This is a genomic window from Listeria welshimeri serovar 6b str. SLCC5334 (genome assembly GCF_000060285.1).
Classification (GTDB): domain Bacteria; phylum Bacillota; class Bacilli; order Lactobacillales; family Listeriaceae; genus Listeria; species Listeria welshimeri.
The window spans coordinates 2,554,807-2,579,110 of the sequence record NC_008555.1 but is presented as its reverse complement, the minus strand read 5'-3'; the positions used below and the strand labels follow the sequence as shown (position 1 = coordinate 2,579,110).

The 24,304-nt window shown below is 37.7% G+C and carries 25 protein-coding genes, 2 tRNA genes, 1 rRNA gene and 1 other annotated feature; of the genes, 24 read left to right on the top strand and 4 right to left on the bottom strand.

The window, feature by feature from the left end; genetic code table 11:
* The first annotated feature begins 26 nt into the window (after positions 1-26).
* From rrf to mdrT, 5 genes are all read left to right on the top strand, one after another.
* Positions 27-142, top strand: a 5S ribosomal RNA gene (gene rrf / locus LWE_RS13000).
* A 10-nt stretch (positions 143-152) separates the two neighbouring features.
* Positions 153-228 (top strand) — tRNA-Asn (locus LWE_RS12995).
* A 24-nt stretch (positions 229-252) separates the two neighbouring features.
* Positions 253-325 (top strand) — tRNA-Thr (locus tag LWE_RS12990).
* 154 nt (positions 326-479) lie between these two features.
* A complete protein-coding gene (brtA, locus tag LWE_RS12985) occupies positions 480-1,367 on the top strand; it encodes a bile-regulated transcriptional regulator BrtA (protein ID WP_011703265.1) in 888 nt (295 codons plus the stop codon).
* Positions 1,368-1,467: 100 nt separating this feature from the next.
* Positions 1,468-2,949: a cholic acid efflux MFS transporter MdrT gene (gene mdrT, locus LWE_RS12980; RefSeq protein ID WP_011703264.1), complete on the top strand. Its 1,482-nt coding sequence runs from the start codon at positions 1,468-1,470 to the stop codon at positions 2,947-2,949.
* 48 nt (positions 2,950-2,997) lie between these two features.
* On the opposite strand, the gene LWE_RS12975 is transcribed toward mdrT, so the two are convergent.
* Positions 2,998-3,840, bottom strand: a complete 843-nt coding sequence (locus LWE_RS12975) for an SAM hydrolase/SAM-dependent halogenase family protein (protein WP_011703263.1) — start codon at positions 3,838-3,840, stop codon at positions 2,998-3,000.
* Between the two features lie 68 nt (positions 3,841-3,908).
* Positions 3,909-4,160, bottom strand: a binding site (T-box leader).
* Between the two features lie 179 nt (positions 4,161-4,339).
* On the opposite strand from LWE_RS12975, the gene fdhF reads away from it, so the two are divergent.
* From fdhF to LWE_RS12940, 7 genes are all read left to right on the top strand, one after another.
* A complete protein-coding gene (gene fdhF / locus LWE_RS12970; protein WP_011703262.1) occupies positions 4,340-7,327 on the top strand; it encodes a formate dehydrogenase subunit alpha in 2,988 nt (995 codons plus the stop codon).
* Positions 7,327-7,803 (top strand): helical membrane plugin domain-containing protein, encoded by a 477-nt coding sequence (locus LWE_RS12965; protein ID WP_011703261.1) that lies wholly within the window; start codon positions 7,327-7,329, stop codon positions 7,801-7,803. Before fdhF ends, LWE_RS12965 begins: the two co-directional genes overlap by 1 nt.
* Before the next feature lie 61 nt (positions 7,804-7,864).
* Entirely contained in the window at positions 7,865-8,650 is a 786-nt protein-coding gene (gene fdhD / locus LWE_RS12960) for a formate dehydrogenase accessory sulfurtransferase FdhD (protein WP_011703260.1), read from the top strand.
* A 46-nt stretch (positions 8,651-8,696) separates the two neighbouring features.
* Positions 8,697-9,374 (top strand): response regulator transcription factor, encoded by a 678-nt coding sequence (locus LWE_RS12955; RefSeq protein ID WP_011703259.1) that lies wholly within the window; start codon positions 8,697-8,699, stop codon positions 9,372-9,374.
* Entirely contained in the window at positions 9,371-10,750 is a 1,380-nt protein-coding gene (locus LWE_RS12950; RefSeq protein ID WP_011703258.1) for a sensor histidine kinase, read from the top strand. Before LWE_RS12955 ends, LWE_RS12950 begins: the two co-directional genes overlap by 4 nt.
* Positions 10,751-10,828: 78 nt before the next feature.
* A complete protein-coding gene (locus LWE_RS12945) occupies positions 10,829-11,917 on the top strand; it encodes an ABC transporter permease (RefSeq protein ID WP_011703257.1) in 1,089 nt (362 codons plus the stop codon).
* Complete coding sequence (locus LWE_RS12940) at positions 11,917-12,585, top strand: ABC transporter ATP-binding protein (protein ID WP_011703256.1); 669 nt, start codon at positions 11,917-11,919, stop codon at positions 12,583-12,585. The genes LWE_RS12945 and LWE_RS12940 overlap by 1 nt, the downstream gene beginning before the upstream one ends.
* A gap of 67 nt (positions 12,586-12,652) precedes the next feature.
* On the opposite strand, the gene LWE_RS12935 is transcribed toward LWE_RS12940, so the two are convergent.
* A complete protein-coding gene (locus LWE_RS12935; RefSeq protein WP_011703255.1) occupies positions 12,653-12,943 on the bottom strand; it encodes a putative quinol monooxygenase in 291 nt (96 codons plus the stop codon).
* Positions 12,944-12,954: 11 nt separating this feature from the next.
* A complete protein-coding gene (locus LWE_RS12930; protein WP_011703254.1) occupies positions 12,955-13,830 on the bottom strand; it encodes an alpha/beta hydrolase in 876 nt (291 codons plus the stop codon).
* Positions 13,831-13,945: 115 nt separating this feature from the next.
* On the opposite strand from LWE_RS12930, the gene LWE_RS12925 reads away from it, so the two are divergent.
* From LWE_RS12925 to LWE_RS12870, 12 genes are all read left to right on the top strand, one after another.
* Positions 13,946-14,773 (top strand): Cof-type HAD-IIB family hydrolase, encoded by an 828-nt coding sequence (locus LWE_RS12925; protein ID WP_011703253.1) that lies wholly within the window; start codon positions 13,946-13,948, stop codon positions 14,771-14,773.
* Between the two features lie 131 nt (positions 14,774-14,904).
* Complete coding sequence (locus tag LWE_RS12920; protein ID WP_011703252.1) at positions 14,905-15,816, top strand: cation diffusion facilitator family transporter; 912 nt, start codon at positions 14,905-14,907, stop codon at positions 15,814-15,816.
* Positions 15,817-15,864: 48 nt separating this feature from the next.
* Positions 15,865-16,137, top strand: a complete 273-nt coding sequence (locus LWE_RS12915; RefSeq protein WP_011703251.1) for a hypothetical protein — start codon at positions 15,865-15,867, stop codon at positions 16,135-16,137.
* Positions 16,138-16,233: 96 nt separating this feature from the next.
* Entirely contained in the window at positions 16,234-17,232 is a 999-nt protein-coding gene (locus LWE_RS12910; protein ID WP_011703250.1) for a zinc-binding alcohol dehydrogenase family protein, read from the top strand.
* 2 nt (positions 17,233-17,234) lie between these two features.
* Complete coding sequence (locus LWE_RS12905; protein WP_011703249.1) at positions 17,235-17,759, top strand: dihydrofolate reductase family protein; 525 nt, start codon at positions 17,235-17,237, stop codon at positions 17,757-17,759.
* Positions 17,760-18,392: a nicotinamidase gene (locus tag LWE_RS12900; RefSeq protein ID WP_011703248.1), complete on the top strand. Its 633-nt coding sequence runs from the start codon at positions 17,760-17,762 to the stop codon at positions 18,390-18,392.
* A gap of 22 nt (positions 18,393-18,414) precedes the next feature.
* Positions 18,415-19,029, top strand: a complete 615-nt coding sequence (locus LWE_RS12895; protein ID WP_011703247.1) for a DUF1648 domain-containing protein — start codon at positions 18,415-18,417, stop codon at positions 19,027-19,029.
* Positions 19,030-19,164: 135 nt separating this feature from the next.
* Positions 19,165-20,826, top strand: coding sequence for a peptide ABC transporter substrate-binding protein (locus LWE_RS12890; RefSeq protein ID WP_011703246.1), 1,662 nt, complete (start codon positions 19,165-19,167; stop codon positions 20,824-20,826).
* A gap of 154 nt (positions 20,827-20,980) precedes the next feature.
* Positions 20,981-21,304, top strand: a complete 324-nt coding sequence (locus tag LWE_RS12885; RefSeq protein WP_011703245.1) for a YxeA family protein — start codon at positions 20,981-20,983, stop codon at positions 21,302-21,304.
* Between the two features lie 30 nt (positions 21,305-21,334).
* Positions 21,335-21,535, top strand: a complete 201-nt coding sequence (locus LWE_RS12880; protein ID WP_011703244.1) for a hypothetical protein — start codon at positions 21,335-21,337, stop codon at positions 21,533-21,535.
* A gap of 317 nt (positions 21,536-21,852) precedes the next feature.
* A complete protein-coding gene (lipL, locus tag LWE_RS12875) occupies positions 21,853-22,689 on the top strand; it encodes a lipoyl-[GcvH]:protein N-lipoyltransferase (protein ID WP_011703242.1) in 837 nt (278 codons plus the stop codon).
* A 24-nt stretch (positions 22,690-22,713) separates the two neighbouring features.
* Positions 22,714-24,036 carry an HD domain-containing protein gene (locus LWE_RS12870; protein WP_011703241.1) on the top strand — a complete coding sequence of 441 codons (1,323 nt, stop codon included), beginning with the start codon at positions 22,714-22,716 and terminating at the stop codon, positions 24,034-24,036.
* 37 nt (positions 24,037-24,073) lie between these two features.
* On the opposite strand, the gene LWE_RS12865 is transcribed toward LWE_RS12870, so the two are convergent.
* Positions 24,074-24,259 carry a 2-hydroxymuconate tautomerase gene (locus LWE_RS12865; protein ID WP_011703240.1) on the bottom strand — a complete coding sequence of 62 codons (186 nt, stop codon included), beginning with the start codon at positions 24,257-24,259 and terminating at the stop codon, positions 24,074-24,076.
* Positions 24,260-24,304: the final 45 nt, after the last annotated feature.

Sequence of the window (24,304 nt, the reverse complement as noted above, 5' to 3'; positions counted from 1 at the left end):
AGCAATCTTTCAACAACTGTATATTGTCTGGTAGTTATGGCGAGAAGGTCACACCCGTTCCCATCCCGAACACGGTAGTTAAGCTTCTCTGCGCCAATGGTAGTTGGGGGTTTCCCCCTGCGAGAGTAGGTCGCTGCCGGGCAATTTATTATTCCACAGTAGCTCAGTTGGTAGAGCAATCGGCTGTTAACCGATCGGTCGCAGGTTCGAGTCCTGCCTGTGGAGCCATTTTTTTATTTGAAAGGCTTTGCTGCCGCTTTAGCTCAGTTGGTAGAGCACTTCCATGGTAAGGAAGGGGTCGTCGGTTCAAATCCGACAAGTGGCTTAATATAATATGCTATTACAATGGATGTTTCGCTAGAATGCGAGGCTTTTTTATTTGCTTAAAAATAGTGTAAGGATTTATTAGGGAAGGCTTGAATGGGAAGTATAAATGAATTATACTAGGGGTATAATAATAGGACGGATGGGGTGTTTTTTTGAAGGAGAAGAAACAGCGGATTATTAAGTCGGCTAAAGAAGTGTTTCAGAAGCAAGGTTACTTAAAAACTTCTGTGCAGGATATGGTAGATGCAGCCGGAATTTCTAAGGGAACTTTTTATAATTATTTTACTTCAAAAGAGGAATTAGCGATTGTGATTTTTAAGCAGGAGTATTCTGTGTTACATCAGCGTTTGGAATATACAATGGCGCTGGATGGGACGAAGAAAGATAATTTTACAGAATGCTTGAAAATTATTATTCATTTTTATACGGAAAATGGGGAAATTTTAAATATTACTTTTTCTCAGACAATGATTGATGATGATTTTAACGCATTTTTACAGAATGTGCGGCTTAAAAATATGGAATGGGTTAAAAATCAATTGTTAGATGTTTATGGAAAGGAAACAGAGCCTTATATTAATGATATCACTATGTTACTAAGTGGTATGGCAGCGATGTATGTTTTTGCGAGTGGGAGCAAAAATGTTAATTCTGGATTGATTGAGCGAGCGATTCCTTATGTTGTGAGGAGATTAGATGCGCTTGTTAAAGACATTCTGGAGAGCAGAGAAATTGTGTTCACGGAGGCTGATACAGAAAACTTGGTGCCGGACCAAACGATGATACGGAAGAAGCGTCTGGCTAAACTGCGAGAGGCGCTTGAGGAATTAAATATTGGAATTGATAGTGCGGATATTGCTGACTCGGATAAATGGCAATATAAGGAATCGATGAATGCGCTGGTTGGTGAAATTAATAATAATGAAGCACCAAGAGATTTTATGGTTCAAGGGACGCTTTTATATCTAAAACAACATGTGCCAGCGAGTTTGACTAAAGAAGTAAATAAATTAGAAGCTTGTGTGAACGGGCTTTTATAATAATTAGACTAACTAGTCATTTTTTATTGACTTGTTGGTCTTTTTTTATTATACTTCTATTATTCATCTGGAAATTTCCACATGGGAAGGGGTATTAATTTTGAATAGTACAGCAGTAGAACGGCCCGTTGATGTTAATGGGAAATCGTATAGTAGAAGTTTATTAGTAGTAACAATGATTATTGGGGCATTTGTAGCGATTTTGAATCAGACGTTACTCGCAACAGCTTTGCCAATGATTATGGATGATTTGCATATCACAGCAGCAACTGGTCAATGGTTAACAACAGCTTTCTTGCTGACAAATGGGATTATGATTCCGATTACAGCACTTTTAATTGAAAAAATTAGTTCGAAAACATTATTTATTACAGCGATGGTTGTATTTACGATAGGTACAATTATTTCGTCTGTTGCGGGTTCATTCCCGATACTGCTTACTGGTCGTATTGTTCAAGCGGCTGGTGCAGGGATTATGATGCCTTTACTTCAAACAATATTCTTGCTGATTTTCCCTCGTGAAAAACGTGGGGCAGCAATGGGGCTGATGGGACTCGTTATTGCGTTTGCTCCAGCAATTGGACCAACTTTGTCTGGTTGGATTGTGGATTCGTATGATTGGCGTGTATTATTTATCATTTTAATTCCAATTGCAGTGATTGATATTATTTTAGCGTTCTTTGGAATGAAAAAAGTAGTAAAGCTAACGGATACCAAAATTGATTTTCTTTCAATTGTCATGTCTTCCATTGGATTTGGATCGCTTCTTTACGGATTTAGTTCAGCTGGTAATGATGGTTGGGGGGACGCAACGGTTATCACAATGTTAATTGTTGGTGTGGTTGTTATTGCGTTATTTGTTTGGCGCCAACTAGTTATTGATAATCCAATGCTTGAACTACATGTGTTTAAATATCCTGTATTTTCATTGTCTGTCATTCTTGGTTCAATAGTAACAATGGCGATGATTGGAGCGGAAATTGTATTGCCGCTTTATATTCAAACAATTCGCGGGGAGTCTGCACTTCAATCAGGGTTATTATTACTTCCTGGTGCGATAATTATGGGGATTATGAGTCCAATTACAGGTATTATTTTTGATAAAATTGGAGCTAAATGGTTAACGATAACTGGTGTTACTATTTTAACTATCGGTACAATTCCATTTATGTTCTTAACGATGGATACGCCACTTTGGTATATTGTTGTCTTTTATGCAGTGAGGTTCTTTGGAATTTCGATGGCAATGATGCCAGTTTCAACTGCAGGTATGAATGCACTTCCTAACCACTTGATTAACCATGGTTCGGCAGTAAATAATACAATTCGACAAATTGCTGGTTCAATTGGGACAGCGGTTCTTATTACAGTTTTAACGAATGTAACGAATGACAATATGCCTGGTAAAGCGCTTATGGCGACGGATCCAGCTAGTTTTGCGCAAAAAGCACAAGATGCTAGCTTGGACGGAATGCGAGCAGCGTTTATGGTTGCGGCTATTTTTGCGGCTATTGGGATGATTTTAAGTTTATTCCTTAAAAATAAAAAACAAGAAACAATCGTCAAAGAATATACAAAATAAAATACGAACAGGGTCAAACATCCAATATAGATATTTGACCCTGCTTTTTTATACTTTTTTTAGAGTGACTTCCCAGCTGGTACCCGTGCCTACCGAATAAGCATCTACAAAGGAACCTTGATTAATACCAAGTCCAAGATTATCGAGCGAGTTTACATAGATGAGCGGTTCACCAATGCGCAAGTCTGCGAATGAGCGACTATAGGTGACAAAATTTTTAAAGACTACGCGGTCGTGGTGTTTGATTAGGACTTCAATAGAATCACCGTAGTTGGCGTCTAGCTGCAGGAAATCGGTTCGGCGAATATTTGTCCAGAGATTGCCGAATGGACGGTCAATAATATCAATAGTGCCAAAAGCTTGCGAATTTTCTATATAAGAATCGCTTAAACTCAAAGAAACAATGGATTCTGGGGCAGCTTTAGGTCCGATATCGTCAAATTTTATCACACCAGCTGCAAGTCTAGCTGCTGTATAGGCGAAAATATCGCGCCCATGAAATGTATGAGAAGCACCTGACTTTGGTAGGCGATTTTTTTCTTCATCAATAAGACGAACTTCTTTAATTGTCCCATAATGTGCAATATGCGTTAAAGTTCCGTTATCTGGCGTAATAATATAATGACCATCCTCTGTTAAAACAGCTACACTACGTCGCTTCGAACCAACACCAGGATCAACAATAGACACAAAAATAGTATTTTTAGGCCAATAAGTAACGGTTTGTAATAAACGATATGATGCCTCCCAGATATTAAATTGAGGAATTTGGTGCGTTAAATCATATATTTGTAAATCAATGCTAACACTATTAATCACGCCGTACATTGCACTGACCGCACCATCACTAATACCAAAATCGGATTGTAAAACTAATAGCTGTTTTGTCATATTAAATTCCTCCATTTTCAATAATTTAAAGCAAAATAAAAACTCACCCTTGTCCAAAAAAACATTGGAATAAGGGCGAGAAAATTTCACGCGGTACCACCTTAATTTATTTCCAGCTTACACTGAAAACCTCAAATAAGCATTTATGTAAAATACTTAGAGCGTTTGATAACGGACGCTAAACCCGTTGCAGCTTACTTATTTTCAGCGACAAAACTCAGAGGCCATTTTTAGACATTTTTTTTGTTCCTTTTCAGCGGTAGATGGGAACTCTCTTTTTGAAAAAATGAATGTCTTACTTTTCTCGTCATAGCTTTGTTATAAAGAATACAGAAAAGTTGGATAAGTGTCAATAAATATAGTATGCCTTGTGAGGGAAATCGCATGATAGCACTGCTTGAGAACGATTATCAACTAACGTTTACTGTGATTTTTATGTAAGAACTGTTATAATATAAGCGAAAATTGTAAACGCTTTCTCTATATAGGAGGTTATGTGATGAGCGCAAAAGTATCGGTGCAAATTAATGGCGAAACGCGGGATGTGGTGGAAGGAACGCGAATACTGGACTATTTAAATGCAGAGGGAATACAGCATCCGCACATTTGTTATAGTGAACAAATCGGACCCATTCAATCTTGTGACACGTGTATGTGCGAGGTGGACGGAGAACTTGTACGGGCATGTAGCACGAATCTAGCTGATGGAATGGAAATTAAGACAAATTCTGAACTGGCCAAAGATGCGCAATTAGAAGCGATGGACCGGATTTTAGAGAATCATTTATTATACTGTACGGTTTGTGATAATAATAATGGTAATTGCAAAGTACATAATACGACGGAGCTATTAGGTGTAGAAAAACAAGAACGACCTTACCGTGAAAAAGGCTATCTGAATGATTTTTCGCATCCGTTTTACCGTTATGACCCAGATCAATGCATTCTTTGCGGGCGTTGTGTAGAGGCGTGCCAACAAGTTCAAGTAAATGAAACTCTTTCGATTGATTGGGAAAGAAGTCAGCCAAGAGTTATTTGGGATGATGATCGCCCGGCGAATTTATCCTCTTGTGTTTCGTGTGGACTTTGTGCGACAGTATGCCCATGTAACGCATTAATGGAAAAATCGATGCTCGGTCAAGCCGGCTTTATGACTGGGTTAGATGAAGATATGCTAGAACCAATGATTGACCTGGTGAAGAAAGTCGAGCCTAACTATCAAACCGTTTTTGCTGTGTCTGAAATGGAAGCGGCAATGCGCGAAACGCGGACGAAGAAAACGAAAACAGTTTGTACATTTTGCGGAGTTGGCTGTACGTTTGAAGTATGGACGAAGGATCGTAAAATTTTGAAAGTTGAGCCAACTGGGGAAGGCCCTGTGAATAAATTTGCCACATGTGTAAAAGGGAAATTTGGTTGGGATTTTGTTAATAGTGAGAAACGGATTACAACACCACTTATTCGTGAGGGAAATGAATTTGTACCGGCGAGTTGGGAAGATGCCATTCACCTAGTTGCAACTAAACTGCGTGAAATCCAAGCTAAATACGGGAATGATTCCATTGGATTTATTAGTTCCTCTAAAACAACGAATGAAGAGAACTATTTGATGCAAAAATTGGCACGACAAGTTTTTGAAACGAATAATATTGATAATTGTTCACGTTATTGTCAGGCGCCTGCTTCAGATGGATTAACGCGGACGGTCGGAATTGGCGCTGATTCAGGAACTGTAGAAGATATTGAAACAGCGGGATTAGTGATTATTGTTGGTGCATCTCCGGCCGATGGGCACCCAGTACTTGCTAGCAGAATCAAACGTGCACAAAAAACACATGGTCAAAAGTTAATTGTTTCTGATTTACGAAAACACGAAATGGCAGAGCGTTCTGATTTATTCATTCATCCAAAACAAGGAACCGATTTTGTTTGGTTGACGGCGGTTGCGAAATATATGATTGATCAAGGCTGGCATGATGAAGTCTTTATGAATAACCGTATTAGTAATGTGGCGGATTATCTAGCATTTTTAGAACCTTTTACACTAGAATATGCGGAAAAAGAAACAGGACTGTCAGTAGAGACGTTGAAATTAGTGGCGGAAATGATCCATGAAGCTGACGGGACAGCAGTTTGTTGGGGAATGGGTGTGACTCAAAATATTGCAGGGTCGCATACATCGTCAGCTATTGCGAATTTACTTCTTGTTACGGGGAATTTTGGAAGACACGGAGCGGGTGCTTATCCGCTTAGAGGACATAATAATGTACAAGGTGCTTGCGATATGGGCTCATTACCGAATGTTTTACCAGGAATTCAGCCACTTGGTAATGATGAAGTTCGCGCTCGTTTTGAAGAAGCTTACGGTGTGTCGATTTCACCAGAACCTGGTCTAAAAAATAATGAAATGCTTGATGCTATTGAAGCGGGAACGCTCCATTCTATGTATGTGATTGGGGAGGAAATGGCTTGGGTAGATTCTAATTCCAATCATGTCCAAGAAATTCTTGCGAGTCTGGATTTCTTTGTTGTTCAAGATGTATTCTTATCAAAAACAGCACAGTTCGCTGATGTCGTTTTCCCAGCAACACCTTCTCTTGAAAAAGAAGGGACGTTTACTAATACAGAGCGCCGTGTGCAACGACTTTATGAAGTGTTAGAGCCGCTTGGAGATTCTAAGCCAGACTGGTGGATTATTCAAGAAGTGGCAAGAGCATGTGGAAGAACGGACTGGAATTATGACCATCCGAGTGAGATTATGGACGAAATTGCTAGCTTGGCACCTTTTTTTGCAGGGGTTCGTTATGACCGGATGCAAGGATTTAATAGCCTTGTGTGGCCAGTGAGTGCGGATGGAAAAGATATGCCGTTACTGTATGAAGAGCGATTTAATTTCCCAGATGGCAAAGCGCAATTTTCGACATTACCGTATATTGCGCCGATTACTTTCCCAGAAGAATATAATTTAACGCTGAATAATGGGCGTTTATTGGAACAGTTCCATGAGGGGAATTTGACGGATAAATCAAAAGGGTTGGATTACAAATTACCAGAAGTGTTTGTAGAAGTATCGCATGAACTAGCGCAAGAACGTGATATGGAGAGTGGTTCGCTTGTTCGATTAAGTTCACCGTATGGACGTATTAAGCTTCGTGCTGTTGTGACGGATCGGATGAAAGGGAATGAAGTTTATGTACCAATGCATTCTGTGAGTAACGAAACGGCGGTTAACTTGTTGACTTCAAGCGCTGGAGATGTACGAACGAAAACACCAGCGTATAAACAAACAAAGGTGAACCTAACTGTACTTGAAAAAACAGGGAAAAATCCACTTCCAGACCATAATCCACGAAATCGTAAAAGGTTCCCTCAGAACGGGGTCGAAGTGGAACGTAAGTGGTCAAGAGAAGATTATCAACCGATTTCTAAAGTGAACTGCGCTTGTGGTGGCAACTGCAAGTGCGGCGGTAAAGGGAGGAATCACTGATGGCAGAACCAATTTCAACGATACGTGATACAAAAAAGTCCCCAGAAGAACTGGGGAAAGAACGTTTAGAACAAATGAAAGCGGATATTGCAGGGCTCGATTCTGGTTTTATTGAAATTTTAGAAACGGTCAAATTACTACAAGAATCGGGTTCACTTGAGGCTTTAAATAGTGCGATAAAGGCACGGGGGGATATTACAAAAACGTTTTTGAATGAGTGGCGTAAAGAACCAATGACGAATGCGATTAATAACATGATGATTTCAAGTAAGTTATTGACCGATACAAAACCAGAGCAAACCGAGGAAATGATAGCAAATTTAAAAAATGCGGCAAAAAAAGCGGAAGAAAGCGCGAAAAACGATGAAATCATGGGAATGTTAGCGATGATGAAGACGCTGAAGGATCCAGATGTCAACCGTGCGCTCCGATATGGTATGACCTTTTTAAAAGAAATGGGACGAACTTTAAAATAAGTAAGCGAAACAGCGGGACTAAGAGGTGTCGCTGTTTCGGTTTAGAGAGGAGTGGATTTTGATGGATATTGTGTCGCATGAAAAAATCCGCCGTTTTGAAGCTGGCACTTTTCAAGAAATCGAATCAACCGTTGCGACCGAGTATCCGCTAACTATCTACGTCAACGACCAAGAACTCGTGACCATCGTATGCACGCCAGAGTATCTGGAAGATTTAGTAGTAGGCTTTCTGACGTCAGAAGGCATCATTCGCGGACCGGGAGATATTGATTCCGTGGACATCATCGAATCAACTGGACACGCCAAGGTTAGCGCTAATTTTATGAATAAATTCAATGCCAAGTATCGTGGTAAGCGCTATATCACCTCATGTTGCGGAAAGTCGCGCGAAAATTTCTATTTCCAGTCAGATGCCTCACTCGTCAACGTAAAGCAAAATGGGAGTCTGCAACTGACAACCGACACAATTTTTCATTTAATGGAAAAATTCGAGCAAAATTCCGCTACTTTTCATCAAACAGGTGGTGTTCATAACGCGGCTTTATGCAGTTCAGCAGAAATTATTTATAGTAGGATGGATATTGGCCGTCATAATGCGCTAGATAAAATATATGGTCGCGCGTTGCAAGATGGGACTACGACAGAAGATAAGGCAATTATTTTTAGCGGGCGAATCTCTTCAGAAATCCTTGTAAAAACAGCGAAACTAGGTTGCGGAATTATTTTATCTCGTTCAGCCCCAACCGAACTGGCGATTAATATGGCAGAAGAACTAAACATTACAACAGTTGGCTTTATCCGTGGGGATAGATTAAACGTTTATTCCGGATTTGAACGAATCACATAAGTTTGATATGATTCAGTAAAATAGGACGGTAAGGTGAACAGAAAAAATGAAACGAATTTTAGTTGTAGATGATGATCGGCATATTTTAAAACTCGTAGGGCACTATCTCCGTGCAGAAGGTTTTCATGTGCTCGCAGCAAGTGATGGTGTCGAAGCTGAAAAAATAGTCGAAAACGAGCAAATTCATTTAGCTGTAATTGATGTGATGATGCCGAATATGGATGGTTTCGAACTCTGCCAAAAAATGCGCGCTAGTTATCCTGATATTCCTGTTATTATGTTGACGGCCAAAGATGCACTGGCAGATAAATCACGTGGTTTTGAAGTAGGAACAGATGATTATGTCACAAAACCATTTGAGCCGGAAGAGCTGGTTTTCCGAATTCGCGCATTGCTACGGCGTTCCAATCAAGCAAGTGAAGTGAAAATTAACATCGGAAAAATCACCATTGATCAAAAAAGCTATGGCATAAAAATTGGCAACCAAGAACGAATGATTCCTGTAAAAGAATTTGAGTTATTATATCAACTAGCGAGCTACCCTGGTCGGATTTTTACGCGAGAAGAATTAATTGAGCGCATCTGGCAACGAGATTATGATGGTAGTGACCGGACAGTAGATGTGCATATTAAACGTTTGCGCGACCATTTTGATGAAGAAAAGGATGGCATTCGGATTGTTACGGTGCGTGGTGTTGGGTACAAATTGGAGGAGACAACATGAAATCGTTGTATAGTCGAATAGTTGCCACAATGCTAGTCGTCATCGTTTCTAGCAGCCTGCTCGGTTTTTTCTTCGCAAACATTTATTATCAAATAAAATTAAAACCCTTTAATGATGAAAAAACAGCTAAAATAGCGAAAGAAGTTCAACAATTTCACCAATCGAACCCAGCCGTCTCCCTAAACGAATACTTGGAAAATGTGGGAGAACTAGGTTATGAATTATATCTTACGGACGGAGTAGAAAAATCAACCTACTTTGGAGGTGAGTTTCGGAAAAAGGATTTACCTGACAAAACAATTCAACAAGTACTAGACGGGGAAACATATCATGGGATTGATGAATTTGATACGGGTATTTTTATCACAGGATTTTTTGATAATGATGTGCGAAATACAATTGGAGTTCCGGTAAAAGTAGAAGGCGACCAATTGGCGCTATTTATACGGCAAGATCCGGAACAGCAATTCGGGGAACTTCGAATATTTTTTGCAATGATTCTTATTTTCACATCCATTATCAGTATTTTATTTGTACTAATTAGTGGCCGTTATATTGTCAACCCGGTAGTGAAGCTAACCAATGCTACAAAAAAAATCCGTAAAGGAAATTATGACGTGGCGCTTGAAGTTCGGCGTAAGGATGAAATTGGTCAATTGGCAGACTCATTTGCAAAAATGGCTAGTGAACTTGAAAAATCAGAGACTGCTCGTCAAGAATTTGTTGCAAATGTTTCCCATGAACTACAATCTCCACTCACATCTATGCAAGGCTTCGCACGACTATTAAGTTCAGGAACGTTAACTGATAAAGAGCAAGCCGAATATTTAACCGTTTTATCAGAGGAAACGGCACGTCTATCATCTTTAACGAAACAATTACTTACCCTCGCTTCACTGGACCAAGAATCAGAGTTGCGGAAAAAAGAACCTGTTCAATTAGCAGAACAGTGGCGTCAATTAATCCAAATGACCGAATGGAGTTGGCGTGAGAAAGAACTAACAATCAATTTAGAATTAGCTGATGTAAACTACACTGGCGATGCCGAATTGCTTTATCAAGTATGGTCCAATTTATTAACTAATGCGATTAAATTTACACCACAAGATGGGAATATTCAAGTTCGTCTTTATGAAAAAGCGACAAATGTGTTTGTAGAAGTTCAGGACAATGGTGTTGGTATAAGTAAAACTGATATGGCGAAGATTTTCGAGCGGTTTTATAAATCCAATCAAAGTCGTACCAGAGAAGAAGGCTCGAGTGGCTTAGGATTGTCCATTTGTCAGAAAATCATTGCGCTGCACCACGGCGAAATTATCGTTAAAAGCACTCCTGAAAAAGGCACTACATTTACAGTTAAACTGCCTAAAAATTAAATTTGTAAAATCCGATTCACATTCCGTTTACAAAACTCCTATAAACTAAGTGTAAGATCTTAGAAGGAGTTGAACGGAATGTTTTTGGCATTAAGAGAATTAAAACACGCAAAATTACGCTATATTCTCATCGGATTAATTATGGTATTAATTGCTTGGCTTGTTTTGTTTGTTACAGGACTTGCGAATGGACTAGCAAATGATAATGGAGCAGCCATTTCATCAAATAAAGCGACATATTATGTACTGCAGAAAGACTCAGACAATCGCTTAACCAGGTCCAATTTAACGACATCCGAGACGGAAAGCGTAGCAAAGCAACTTAAAAAATCAGAAAGCACCAACCTAGGTGTACAGATGGGAACAATCACAGAACCTAATAAAGACAAGAAAACCGATATTACTTTTTTTGGTATAGATAAAAACGGCTTTATGAAACCGGCTATCTCGGAAGGAACCGAACCGCAAAAAGCGAAAGAAGTAATAGCTGACATTTCTTTGAAAGAATCAGGTTATAAATTAGGTAGTAAATTTAAAGATAGCGCAACAGGTGAAGAATTAACGATTACCGCTTTTACAAAAAACAATACATTTAGTCATTCTCCAGTTATTTTCGTTGGTTGGGATGAGTGGAAACTAATTCACCAAACGAATCAAGCAGCAGAAGGAGAATATAACGCTGTAGCACTTAATGTTTCAGAAAGTACCGCCAACAACTTGTCATTAGGCTCATTGGAACTTTCATCTAGTAAAGAAGTCCTTCAAGGGATTCCCGGCTACTCAGAAGAACAAGGTTCGCTACTGATGATGATTGCGTTTTTATTTGTTATCGCTGCATTTGTTTTAGCTGCGTTCTTTTATGTTATTACCATTCAAAAAATCAACCAATTCGGTATTCTAAAAGCAGTTGGTGCAAGAACAGCTTATTTAGCGCGAAGTATCGTTACTCAAGTAGTTTTCCTATCGATTGTCAGTTTATTAATTGGTAATGGCTTAACATTTGGACTTGCTGCTATTTTACCAGCGAGTATGCCGTTTACACTTAGCCCAGTGCTCGCAATTGGCTGTTCCGCGTTGTTCCTTGTTGTAGCAGTCGTTGGATCAATGATATCACTCTATCGTGTTGCGAAAGTAGATGCGTTAGAAGCAATTGGGAGGGCAAACTAATGACTTTAATGATGAAAAATATTTCTAAAAATTATCAGGATGGCGAACAAGTCATCGAAGTATTGAAGAATGTATCTTTAGAAGTAGCGCAAGGAGAATTCGTTGCAATCGTCGGACCTTCAGGCGCTGGAAAAAGCACCTTTCTATCTATTGCTGGCGCTTTATTATCGCCGACGGAAGGTGAAATAGCTATTGGTGAAAAAACGTTAAACAATCTTACTAGTAAAGAACTAACAAAAGTACGGCTAGAAAAAGTGGGCTTTATTTTCCAAGGAGCAAATCTAATTCCGTATTTAAACGTCCGAGATCAACTACTCGTCATTGCAGAATTATCTGGTGAAAAAGGAAAAGGCGCAAAAGATAAAGCAGACGAACTTCTTAAAGAATTAGGACTAACTGCACGTCAAAATAATTATCCAGAAAGTTTATCTGGCGGAGAAAAACAACGCGTCGCCATTGCGAGAGCGCTTATGAATAATCCAGATATTATTTTAGCAGATGAACCAACAGCAAGCCTAGATGCAAATCGCGGTCATAAAGTAGTCCAAATGATTGCGGACGAAGTAAAACGAAAAAACAAAGCAGCCATTATGGTTACACATGATGAACGAGTTTTAGATTTAGTAGACCGAGTGATTCGAATAGAAGATGGATTTTTGAAGGATTAGAATATTAAAAACCAAGCTATCTTTGTTTGAAAAGATAGCTTGGTTTTTTAGTAAGATGGTTTTATTCTTATCGTTTTACAGGTGCGAGCAAAGCTACTTCAATCGGTGCAGCTAAAAATGCAGGCACATTCTTCTTGAAATGTTTATAGTGATCTGTTCCATTATGAAATTGAATAGCTTCCTCATCAGCCCATTTTTCTAAAATATAAAAAGTATTTGAGTTTTTTACTGAACGCACCAATTCATATCCATGATTTCCTGCTTCTAAAAGAGAACCTTGAATAACTAGATTCACTTCTGCTAAAAATGCTTCTACTAAATCAGGTTTTACTTGAACTTTTGCTTCTATATGCAACATAATTATTCCTCCTATTTTGAAACTAATTTAATTTCGCTTTTTGTAGGTTGATATTTTTCTAAAAACCAATAAGTTTTCTTGGTGCTTTCGGGCGTTTCGTGTAATGTTTGATGAATTGCGCTTTCGCCGACTTGTAAATCTTCCATATAAACTTTTGCGTTAGTTGGCATGAAGAGTCTAGAAGCTAGCGAACTATTGGTTGGGACAATGCCATCAGTTAGATTATCTTCGCTAAGAGCCCCAGCAATGGAAAGTACTTCAAGGTCAGGGTTCACCTTGGTTTCTTTTTCAATAAAATAATCTAGTTGGGAAGTGTTGTTTGGTAACTTTTTAAACGTTAAATCATCTCCATTATCATCTGGATCTAAATCATTAAAAGGGGAGCCGACTGCAACTAATTTGCGCAGATTTGGTACGGTATTATCTTTGGAATAATCTTCTGCAAAATAAGTTAACGCCAAGCCACCGTTCGAATGACCAACCCCGTCCATTTGTGTAAAACCATAACGTGTTTTTAAATCTTGCATAGCTATTTTCAGTAAATCGGACCAGTCCATCGGTGCTGCTTGATTTTGATCAAAACCAAATTTAATTATGGGACGTTTAGCATCTTTTGTAAGTTTGCCTTGATAAGTGATTGTTCCTTTTTCGCTAATAGACATAGACATTTCTTCGGTGGAGCTTTTATATTCATTCATTAAGTGATCAGCCATCTCATCTAATGAATGCGTATCACCGCCACTACCATGAATTAAAATAATGGGTATTTCCTTTTTTAAATCTACTTTTGGAGGCGAAGAACTTGTAACTTCGCTGTCTTTTTGGCATGCTGTGAGAATTAAACTACCAAAAAGTAAAATCATGATTGTAACAAAATATTTCTTCACTAATTATCGTCCTCCCATTCCCATTTAGTATATCAAATATCGGCGTGACAATCATGCAAAACTCGTCTATAATCGAGGTACATAATAACAGAAATTTAGAAGGGTGCGAAAACTATTGACAAATCTAGCAATTGACACAGTTGTTACAGATATGGACGGAACATTACTTGTAAAAAAAGGCGATCAAATCCATCCGCTTAACAAAGAAGTTTTAATGAACTGGCAAAAAAATGAAAAGAAACTTTTTCTTGCGACAGGACGATTGGACTTAGCGATTCTGCCATTTATTCATGAACTCAATATTAAAACACCTGTTATTTCTTGTAATGGTGGTTTAGTACGCGACTTTACTACAGGGGAAATTTTATATAAAAGTAATATTGAGCTAAATCTACTACAAACGGTATTAGAAACGCTTGCTCCACTTAATGTGAACTACCATATTTACACGACTGAGCGAATTCTTGGACCAACTAATACTGGCAAGATTGCCTTTTTTAATGAACTAAATAAAACTTTACCCGAAAATGAACAGGTTCCAATTACTTTAACAACAGATCCATTTAGTGTGCTTCGCGAAGGAGAATTTCCGCTAAAAGTGTTAGTCATTGAATCTGACTTAGAAAAACGAGCAGCAATTAAAGCGGCTTTACAAGGATTGCCACTATCTGTTCTTGCATCGGCTTCCAACTTGATTGATATTATGAATGAAGGTATTGATAAAGCGAAAGGCCTCGCATATCTAGCTGATAATGGATATATTAAACTTGATACAACTATTGCTTTTGGTGATAATGAAAATGATGTCGGGATGATAGAACTTGCAAAAATCGGAGTCGCAATGGAAAACGGAATCCCGTTAGCTTTAGAAAAAGCTGATAAAATCGCAAAACATCACGATATCGGTGGATTAGGCTTATTTATGCAAGAAGAAATTTTATAAAATTAGATTAGTAAAACTTCCACTTGAATATTTGGTGGAAGTTTTTTTATGAGATAGCTTGCACTAAAAATGTATATATGCTAACATGTGCATATAAAGAATTTTGGTATATACAGAGGGGAAGTAATCATATGGCACATAATCATGACCATGCACATGGGCACAACCACAATCATACACACAATGCCAATAAAAAATCATTATTTATTAGTTTTATTCTAATTGCTACATTTATGGTAGTGGAGGTTATTGGTGGTATTATGACCAATAGTTTAGCGCTGCTTTCAGATGCTGGGCATATGCTTAGTGATGCTGTGGCTTTAGGTTTAAGTTTGGCTGCATTTAAATTTGGTGAAAAAGCAGCGAGTTCCGATAAAACATATGGCTATAAACGTTTTGAAATCTTAGCTGCATTTTTAAATGGATTAACACTCGTTGGAATTTCTGTTTTTATATTCTATGAAGCAATTGGTCGTTTCTTTGATCCACCGCAAGTAATTGGAGCGGGAATGATGACTATTTCTGTGATCGGACTGATTATCAATATTTTAGTTGCTTGGATTTTAATGAAAGGTGATACAAGCGAAAACTTAAATATGCGTAGTGCTTTCTTACATGTGCTTGGCGATTTGCTTGGTTCAGTAGGTGCTATTATTGCCGCGCTGCTTATTATTTTCTTGGGCTGGAATATTGCGGACCCTATTGCCAGTGTTATCGTGGCTGCACTCATTTTAGTTAGTGGCTGGCGTGTGCTTAAAGATGCTATCCATATTTTGATGGAAGGAAAACCAGCTAATGTAGATACAGAAGAAATAAAAAAATTCTTCCAACAACAAGAGGGTGTTAAGGAAGTACATGATTTACATGTATGGGCAATTACTTCTGATTTCAACGCTCTTACAGCTCATTTGACCGTAAGTGAAGAGGCTGACCGAGATAAAATTTTAGCAGATATTGAGCATTATTTACAAGGAAATTTCTCATTAGAACATAGTACAATTCAACTTGAAGGGAACCATGCTCACCATCATCACTGCAATTAATGCCACTTCATGATATGATTACTATATTAATTAGAGGAGTTGGTTTTGATGGAAGAACAAGTTGATTTAGGTCATTTTTTGAAAAAAGCTTTTATCGCTATAGTTGCTCTAACCTTAGTTTTTATTGGGATTTTAGCAATGTTCACAATCATCGGTGTTATTATCGCTATTCCAATACTAAAAAAAGCTAGCCAAATGCTTTTTTCTAAAAAAGAAACTAGCGACCATACTCATACTCACGGCGGCAAATTAAAAATAAAATGCCCAGCTTGTCATACGAAAATGAAATTCAAAGATAGTGAATTTCTCGATGAAAAATAAGTTTTAAAGCCTTCTCTGCGAAATCGAGAAGGCTTTTTTATCTAAATGTGCATTATTTTAAGAAATTCGGGAAAAGGAAACGAGAGGTGTTGTCAAATGAAAGCGGTAGGATTAACAAAAGAATCAACAAGTTTTGTGGATTTGGAAATCGCGCAACCAGTGCCAGAAAATCATGATTTATTAGTGCAAATCAAAGCAATTTCTATTAATCCTGTAGACACAAAACAACGCGAAGCAACTAAATTGAAAGAAGAGGAAGTAAAGATTTTAGGTTGGGATGCTGTTGGTGAAGTAGTAGACACAGGTTCAAAAGTGAGTCTATTCAAAACTGGGCAAGAAGTTTATTTTGCTGGAGATGTTACAAGACCTGGATCGTATGCAGAGTTTACTTTAATTGATGAGCGACTCGTTGGTTTAAAGCCCAAAAAATTAAGTCTGGAAGAAGCTGCCGCTATGCCGTTAACAACGATTACTGCTTGGGAAGCGCTTGTTGAACGTTTGGGGATTACAGAAGACGATAACGGGAAGTCCATTTTGATTATCAATGGGGCTGGTGGCGTTGGATCAATTGCGACACAACTAGCAGCAAACATGGGACTTGAAGTTATATCTACTGCCTCCCGTCCAGAAACAATAGAATGGACTCAAAAGCATGGTGCAAATTACGTCATTAATCACCGAGAAGATATAACAAAACAACTAGCAAACCTTGGTTTTGAAAAAGGTGTCGATTTTATTTTGTGTTTGCATGATACGAATGCTCACTGGGATGAAATGCAAAAAGCAATTCGACCTCAAGGGGAAATTTGCTCCATAGTGGAACTTTCAGAACCTGTCGAAATGTCTCTTTTAAAAGACAAGAGTGCTACTTTTAGCTACGAATTTATGTTTACTCGCTCGAAATATGATACAGAAGACAAAATAAAACAACATGAAATTTTGACAGAAGCTGCGCGTATGTTAGATATAGGTGCACTAACAACTACATTAAATAAAGTTTTATCTCCTATAAATGCTGCAACGATAGAAGAAGCGCACACAATTATCTCATCCGGAAAAATGATTGGAAAATTAGTAGTGAAAGGATTTGATTGATTATGAGTGAAAAACAAGTTGCGCTTTATATCGCAGTAAGCTTGGATGGCTATATTGCGGATGAAAATGGAAGTGTAGAGTGGTTAGAATCTATTGATAGCGAAAATGATGCCGGCTATGAAGCTTTCTTTGATAATGTGGATACAGTTGTCATGGGACGAACTACTTATCAAAAAATATTCTCGCTCACTGATACATTTCCATACAGTAAAAAAGATGTATACGTTTTTTCTAACACGAAAGCTGGGACAAAAGACGAATATGCTGATTTCGTTGCCGGAACAGTCGATACATGGCTAAATAATATCGAAGGAGAAAAAATTTGGCTTGTAGGTGGCGCTAAATTAGTGAAACAATTTTTAAAAGAAAAGGCAATTGATCGCTTTGTAATAACGATCGCACCCATCATTTTAGGAAAAGGAATTCCGCTTTTTGAAGAAGACCAAGAACATAAATTAGAACTAGAAGAAGTGACAAGATTTGGTCAATTTGCGCAGTTAACGTATAAAAACTTGGAGGATAAGTAAATGAAAATTGCTACTTTTGATATTGATGCACAAAAAGGTTTTACACCACTTTGTCCGGATGAATTGCCAGTTTCAGGTGGGGATGAAATTGCACCCGAACTTAATTTCATGGCAAGTCTTGCTTCCCTTCGAATTGGTAGTAAAGACGCACATCCCAAAAATGCGGTATGGGTAGTGGACTCAAAGGACGATATGTTAGCAGAACTTGAATATCCAAATGCAGACCGTACTTGGGTTAGACACTGCGAACCAGGAACGAAAGGTTTTGAATTATTAGACGGTTTGCCGGTTGTTACGGATTATGATTACTTTATTTGGAAAGGCATGGAGCCGGATATTCATCCATACGGGGCATGTTATCACGACATCGTTGAACAGCTCTCAACAGGCGTACTAGAATATTTACGGGAACAAAAAGTGGATTTAGTTCTTGTTGGAGGTTTGGCATTTGATTTTTGCGTGAAAACTACAGTTAAACAGCTCAGCAGGGCAGGCTTTTCTGTATTAGTCTATTTACCAGCGACACGTGCATTATCTGAACAAGGTTTTGATGAAACAAAAGAGGAATTAGCAAATACTGAGAAAGTGCAACTTATCGAAACAAGGGAGGAACTTGTCGCCTATTGCAAGTAATGTATTGGAAGAGGTGAGGAGAATGAGGAAAGTTGGGTTATTTCCTAGTATGATAATTCTTTTCACAGTAGGAATTTCTGCTGTGTTATATCCGCTACTACCTTCTGAAGTGGCGGTGCATTTCGGTACGGACTTCTCCCCAGATATGTTTATGCAAAAATGGCTTGGCTTAATTCTGATTCCTTTTTTAATGATTATGTTTGCTGGAACAGAATATTATGGGAAAGAAAAAGTGAATCAAGAGAGTTTGCTGGAATTTGAATACTGTTTTAGGTTGCTATTAGTACTTTTAACAATTATTCAAATGAGTATTATTATCTATGCGCTGGGTTACGATATCCCTACAGGAAGATTTTCGTTAGTGACAGCAGGGGCGTTTATGTTTGTAGTGGCGGCGTACATTCAATACTCGAAAAAACTCTTTAAATTTTTAACAATGATTGGCTTTAAAAAGATTGATGCCTGGTCAAGAAACCTACTTAGAAAAATCACAACTGTTACACTTAATATAGCTGGTACAATCTGTTTTATCCTTGCATTATTCATGCGAAATGACCCAAGTTACTTGATGTTAGCAATGTTAATGACGATGTGTATTATTGTTGTTGGTTCAGGAGTCTATCTAAATAAGAAATAAAAATATAACAGTTTTTATTTACAATTAATACAGTTTCGGTTTATAATGGTGGCGGAAGTTCTGCGGATATTAAGCAGGAATTCCGTCATTTTTTTGCGTAATCAAAAAGCGCTTACAAAAAGAGGAGGAGAAATATTGCACAAAACAGCCAGAAAAATAGTAGTGGCACTCAGTTTGTTATGTTTACTAGTACTTACAGCATGTCAGTCTGGCGAAAAAGGGGAAAGTGAAAAAGTAACATCAGAAAAGAAAGTGAAAGTTGTTAACATCATGGAAACGAGTGGAATTCCAAATGCAAGTCCAACTCTCGCGGATAATAGTGTGAGTTTTCGAGTAATCAATCAAATTTTTGAAGGATTATATCGATTAGATAAAAATGGTAAACCAGCACTCGCGCTAGCTGCCAGTGAACCAGAAGAAAAAGATGGCGGAAAGACACTAATATTTAAAATTCGCGAAGATGCTAAATGGTCAAATGGCGACCCAGTGACAGCTCAAGACTTTGAATATGCTTGGAAAAAAGTAGTTGATCCAAAAACCGCAGCTGCTTATGGACCTCAAATGGAAGAAATTGTCAAAAATGCAACCCCAATTTTAAAAGGTGAAATGTCCCCAGATGAACTTGGGATTAAAGCGTTAGATGAAAAAACACTTCAAATCGAACTGGAAAATCCTGTACCGATTTTTAAAGAACTCCTAACAACCGGAACGTTCTTTCCACAAAATCAAGCATTTGTTGAAAAGCAAGGTGATCGTTACGGAACAAAAAGTGATACATTAATTTCAAACGGCCCATACAAATTAGAAAATTGGAATGGTACAAATATGACATGGGATTACGTTAAAAACCCAACTTATTGGGATGAAAAAAATGTCACTACCGAAAAAATTCATGTCACGGTCGTAAAAGATACAAACGCGGCTTTAAATTTATACAATACAAACAAATTAGACCGAGTGGAACTTGACGGTGAGTTTGTTAAACAATATAAAGATGATAAAAACTTCCACAAAGATGCGACCGGGCGCTCTGTCTATATGAAGATGAATCAAGGTAAAGATGGTGTGAAAACGGATTTAGCTAACTTAAACTTGCGTCGTGGTTTAGCGATGGCTATTGATAAAACAGGTATGGTCAATACGCTTCTCGCTAACGGATCTATTGCATTGAACGGCAATGTCCCTGGTAACATCATGTTTGATCCAGAAACGAAAGAAGATTTCCGCAAACAAAACGGTGACTTACTCAAATATGACCAACAAGAAGCCACAAATGCGTGGAAACAAGGCTTAAAAGAAGTTGGTAAATCTGAATTAACATTGACTTTAACAAGTGGTGATACGTCCTTACAACGCAAACAAACAGAATTTATCCAAAATCAATTAGAAAAAAATCTGCCTGGATTAACAATTAAACTAAAAAACATTACGAATCAAGCAAGTTTCCAAGCAGATGTTACACAAGATTTTGAGCTGCTACTTGGCGGCTGGGGTGGGGATTATCAAGATCCGCTAACATATCTGAACCTATTCCTTACAAACAGCCCAGGCAACCATACAGGCTTCTCAAACGCAAAATACGATGAACTAGTCCTTGGAGCAAAAGGGAAACTCTCAGTAGATTCCGAAAAAAGATGGCAAGCATTACTAGAAGCAGAGCAAATCTTATTAAAAGATAATGCCGTACTAATCCCACTATATCAAGGTGGACGAGCATATTTGCAAAAAAGTAATCTAAAAAACTATACAACTTATCCAATTGGTTCAGAAAACTACAAATGGATAGAAAAAAATTAATTTACATTGAGTCTAGTTAACCATACTAGGCTCATTTTTTTAGCCTGAATGAAAATAAGACTTAGGATGTACCAATTTTCAGCCTACAGCCGTTCGTTCCTCTTTGAAATGTCTTCTATAATAAACCTATCAACAAAAAAGGACGGTAAAAACAATGAAAAAGGGACTTTTCGGTTTACTGGCTGCAATATTTGTATTAACAATGGTTGTAATTGAATTTTCAGCACCAGTTGGATCGGCAGCAAATACATATTACGTTACAATCAAAAACGATGGAAAAGAAGTTACCAAGTCAAAGTTCAAAGGCTACTCTTTCCGTGAATCATGTTTGGATAATCAAGGAAACAGTCACAAAGTTAACTTCATGTCAACAACACCATTAAAAAAGAATAAACAATACAAAATCGTCGTTCAAGACAATGAATTACTCGTTCAATCCAAAGAAATAAATAATGTTCCACTTGCTAGTAGTAAATAAAAAATAAAAATTAGAAATGAGGAAATGAACATGAACAGTTTTTGGAAAATGTTTTTTACTATTATTTTAGGATTTATTGCACTTAATATCGTACTTGATATTGTTGGAATTACGCTACACTTCTTATTCCCAGTCCTTGTGTTAGGTGGTATTGGGTACTTGTTATATCGTATGTGGGGAAATTCTCCAAAACGCTCAAGTCGTGAGAATGAAGACCGTTACAACTGGTAATACATTTGCTAAAAAAGCTCCCTAGGCTTTTAGATATAAAGAACCTGACTTCTTTTACGGAAGTTAGGTTTTTTTGTGTGGTAAGTTTGTTATAATAAGAGTTAGGAAATGAGGCGATGAAAATGAAAAAAGATATAATTGCAAAATCTGTTGTTATCTCAATCATTACAGCCCTAGTTTTCAACATTAAACGTAAAAAAGTTAAATAAGCATTAAAAAACCTGAAATAGTGAAGAAACGGCTATTTTAAGCCATTTATAACTAAAACGAAAATAGATATGCTATAATAGCAAAAAGAAAATCACGGAGGAAATGCAATGGATATTGAAAATACTTTATTAAAGCAAGAAGCATGGCGCTTCATTGATAATACAACAATTAACCCAGCTTTTGATGCTATTCAATCATTCGCTACAGATGATACACTTTGTCGATCAGTTGGAGCAAGAATGGTGCCATCAACTGTTCGAGGTTGGGTTCATGATAAAACTGTTTCACTTGGAATACAAGATTCTAAGTTGCCAGATATCGATAAAGGAATTGCATTTTTACAAGAACAAGGGTATCGCGTTGTAGTTCGTAATTCGGGTGGATTAGCTGTTGTACTTGATGCAGGTGTGCTGAATTTATCGATGGTACTGCCGGACGCTGAACGTGGAATTGCCATTGAACGCGGTTATGAAACAATGTTTACTTTAATTAAAGATATGTTTGTAGATTGTAAGGAAGTAATTGAAGCGAAAGAAATCGTTAATTCTTATTGTCCGGGAAGTTATGATCTCAGTATCCAAGGCCTTAAGTTTGCAGGGATTTCACAGCGCAGAATGGCTAAAGGAGTTGCGGTACAAATTTATCTAGCTATTGAAGGAAATCAAGCAGAGCGTTCCACATTAATTCGGGATTTTTATACAATAAGCGGGAAAGATAAACAAACCAAATACACTTTTCCAGATGTGAAGCCAGAAGTTATGGGAACTTTATCAGATTTAATAAAAGAAGATATTACTGTTAATGGATGTTTAGTGCGGTTATTTAATAGTTTGCGTCATTACGCTGGAAGATTGGAATCAGGTACACTCACATCAGATGAACTAGACTTATTTCCAGCTTATTATGAACGTCTAATTGCCCGAAATGATAAAGTGCTTTCATAAAACTGCATAAAAGGAGAGGGTAGGATGAGTTATTTAACTGAAAAATTACTTGAAGAGAAAGTATTCAAAGACCCAGTTCATGGATATGTCCATGTTTCTGATAAGTTGATTTGGGATTTAATTGCTACGAAAGAATTTCAACGATTACGACGAATCCACCAATTAGGAACTACTTCGCTTACGTTTCATGGAGCTGAACATAGCCGCTTCAACCATTCTTTAGGGGTTTATGAGATTGTGCGGCAAATCATTGATGTGACTTTTGCAAATGAACCGCAATTAGAGCCTGAAGAGCGGATGGTTGCTTTATGTGCCGCACTTTTACACGACTTAGGACATGGTCCATTTTCTCATGCGTTTGAAAAAGTTTTTGGAACAGATCATGAAGAATATACACAAGCGATTATTATTGGAAATACGGAAGTTAGTGAGGTGCTTTCAAAGGTTGGAGAAGATTTTCCTCTTAAAGTTGCTTCCATTATTAAGAAAAACTATCCTAATCAAACATTAGTGAAGTTGATTTCCAGTCAAATTGATGCCGACCGGATGGATTATTTACTAAGAGATGCGTATTATACTGGAGTTAGCTACGGAAAATTTGACTTAGAGCGTATTTTACGAGTGCTTCGTCCAAGTCCGGACGGTAATGGCGTTATTGTAAAATATTCAGGTATGCATGCGGTAGAAGATTATATTATGAGCCGTTACCAAATGTATCAACAAGTATACTTCCATCCAGTGAGCCGTAGTGGAGAAGTATTATTATGGAAAATCTTAGAACGAGCTAAAAAACTATATTGCGCGGGTTATGAGTTTCAAGTTTCACCCAGTCAGGTTTTGCCATTTTTTGTTAATGAAGTGAGTTTGAAGGATTATATTGTGCTTGATGATATTGTTTTAATGTATTACTTCTCTATTTGGCAAGAGGAAGCGGATCCGATTTTGAGTGATTTATGTGGACGTTTTTTGAATAGAAGATTGCTTAGATATCTTAATTATGATCCGAAAGAAGACGCGGAATTGTATGCTGAATTAAAAGGTTTATTAGAGAAGGCGGATATTGACCCTTCATATTATTTGGTTGTAGATTCTTCCAGTGACTTACCATATGACTATTATCTTCCAGGAGTTGGTAGTGGGAAAGAACCAATTAAGTTGCTTATGGGAAATGGCGAGTTGCGTGAATTATCGACAGAATCACCAGTTGTTGAAGCAATCGGGCGGGAACGTCGCACGGACATTAAGCTATATTATCCACTTGATTTCATTGAGAGTGGACGTGTCGAACCCGTAGTTGCTGAAAGAATGATTTCTTTAATACATGCACATTCATTAAAAGAAAAATAAAAGAAGCAAGACAATTAAATCTTGCTTCTAGTAATGCTTAAATATCAGATTTTCTTACGCCGCCTACCCCGTAATCTGTTTTTTTCATTTCTTGCAAAATTACGTGGATATTTTCTTTTGGCGCTTTTAGGTTGTTGGAAACTACGTCGGTTACTTCGCTGACTAAAGCTTTCTTTTGATCGTCACTACGACCTTCTAAGAATTGAATGGTAACAAATGGCATTTTCTCACCTCGATAAATGTTTTTTTCATTATAGCATATAAAAAT